This window comes from Caldivirga sp. (assembly GCF_023256255.1).
Classification (GTDB): Archaea; Thermoproteota; Thermoprotei; order Thermoproteales; family Thermocladiaceae; genus Caldivirga.
This window is the reverse complement of record NZ_JAGDXD010000022.1, coordinates 36,523-38,584: the sequence shown is the minus strand read 5'-3', so window position 1 is coordinate 38,584 and position 2,062 is coordinate 36,523. Positions and strand designations below refer to the sequence as shown.

2 protein-coding genes are annotated in these 2,062 nt (G+C 43.4%); both read left to right on the top strand.

Going from position 1 to position 2,062, the window contains the following annotated elements:
* The coding region (locus tag Q0C29_RS03475) for an ABC transporter permease (protein ID WP_291999266.1) at positions 1–1,106 on the top strand (1,106 nt) is incomplete at its 5' end.
* Positions 1,103–2,062, top strand: a 960-nt coding sequence (locus Q0C29_RS03470; RefSeq protein WP_367173611.1) for a COG1361 S-layer family protein, incomplete at its 3' end; no start/stop codon positions are given. The genes Q0C29_RS03475 and Q0C29_RS03470, both read left to right, overlap by 4 nt.

Here is a 2,062-nt window from a genome sequence, read left to right as displayed (position 1 = left end):
GCGATAAAATGGGAATAATTGGCGATGCTTACAATTTGTATATAAGGGACATGCTTATATTCAAGAAGAACTGGAAAACGAGCATAGCGAGATCGATAATATTTCCGCTTACGCTTATCCTGCTTTTAGGAAACCTCGGCATGTCTGTAAACCATGTACCAATAGCAGTTGTCAATCTGGCAAGCTCGCCTTATGCCATAAGCTTCATAAGTAAACTTAATGAACAGAATTCGCTCAAAATCTATGTATTGTCAAACCAACACGAAGCAATGAATTTATTGGCTACAGGAAGTGTAACTTCTGTAGTGGTACTCCCTGAAAACTTTGGAAAGACAACACGCAATACGGTATTCTTGTATACGGACATATCCTCGCCTATTGCCTCGCAGGAGGCAGACGCAGCGATAGATCAGGTAGCGGAGCTGTTCGACGCCCGGCCGAGCGTGATTAGCAGCACAACCACAAATACGAATTACGTATATGGCGCAAGTAGCAGTTACAAAACCTTCCTAATAGCGGGCATTGTAGTCATGGTTGCCGCCTTTGGCTCAATGTGGAGCGGTGGCTTTACTATTATAACGGATAGACAGCTTGGCAACCTAAAGGCATTTATGGTAACTCCCATTCATAAGCTTTCAATTCTTCTGGGCAAAATGGCATACGGAATTTCGCAATCCATGATCAATGCTCTGCTTGCTTTGGCAATCGGCTTGGCTTATGGCGGCGAAATTGCAGAAGGGCCTGTGGGTTTGGCTTTCATAATTTGGTTTGCTTTTCTGAGCTCATTAGGGTTTAGCGGCGTGGCAACAGCCCTCGGGTCTAGGATAAGCAAGGTTGAGGTATATTCCCTTCTGGGCATGGCGATAACTTTGCCAATGTGGATCCTTTCAGGAGCGTTTATGCCTACAAGCACATTGCCCAGGATCATGCAGCCGTTTAGCACATACAATCCAATGACCTATGCGGTTGATGCAGTAAGGGACGTGATGCTAAAAGGTTTGCTGCCTTGGTCCTTATTCATTTTATACTCTGCGATTCTTATAGGCTTCGCAATTGCTACAATTGCAGTAAGCCTTATTCTATTTAGAAATGTAAATGCGGTGTGAACATGCAAAACAAAAAATTGAATTTAGGCGTTTTATTGGCATTGGCATTGCTGCTAGCAACTACAAGCAAAGCACAAGTTTCTGGAGCACTTTCGCTGGCAAATTTGGCTGTTGAACCCAACCCTGCAAAAGCTGGGGAAAATGTAACTATAACTTTCCAGTTATATAACTCTTACGACAACTCTCTCAAGAACATAGACATGCAACTTCAAGGGGCGTATCCTTTGCTTAATTTTTCGCCTTCGGGCACGTATGAGATAAGCACACTGGGAGAGGGCCTGAGTTTTGGCTTTTATACATATATTCTATACATACCGAAAACAACGCCAGAAGGAGTATATACGCTGAATGTTGTGGCAACATACGAGACAAGCCCGCCAATAGGGATAGGAGAAGAAGTGGGCTCTTCAGTACTGCCTATAACCATATATGTTTACAACCAGCCTAACATTACAATAAACCTATTACCAAGCGAGATAAATCCTGGCGAAGACTTCGGCGCGTCTTTGATTGTTGCAAACAATGGAGAAGGGACTGCGAGAAATGTGAGAATTACTTTGTTAAATAGCAGCAACATAAGCGTTGTAGGCGCAAAAGAGCTAAACATAGGTGCGTTGGAAATGGGCCAGCAAATTGAAGAAGAAGCGAGCTACCATGCAAGTAGAAACATAAATTCAGGAAGCCACACTCTGCATTTTATTGTCAATTATACCACAGATACAAACAGCTCTATCTCTAAAGAGGTAAATCTCACCATAGAGGTGAATGTGAAAGTGCCAGAAGTGAAGGTAAGCGCAATAAACGGCGTGCCTGCGCCACTTTATACAGGATACAATCAAACATTGACCCTACAAGTGACAAATACTGGAAGCGGCATAGCGAAAAATGTCACAGTCTCGATTAATTCGGGCAACGGGGCAGAGGTGCTTAGCTCTTCAAGGACGTTTTTCTTTGGA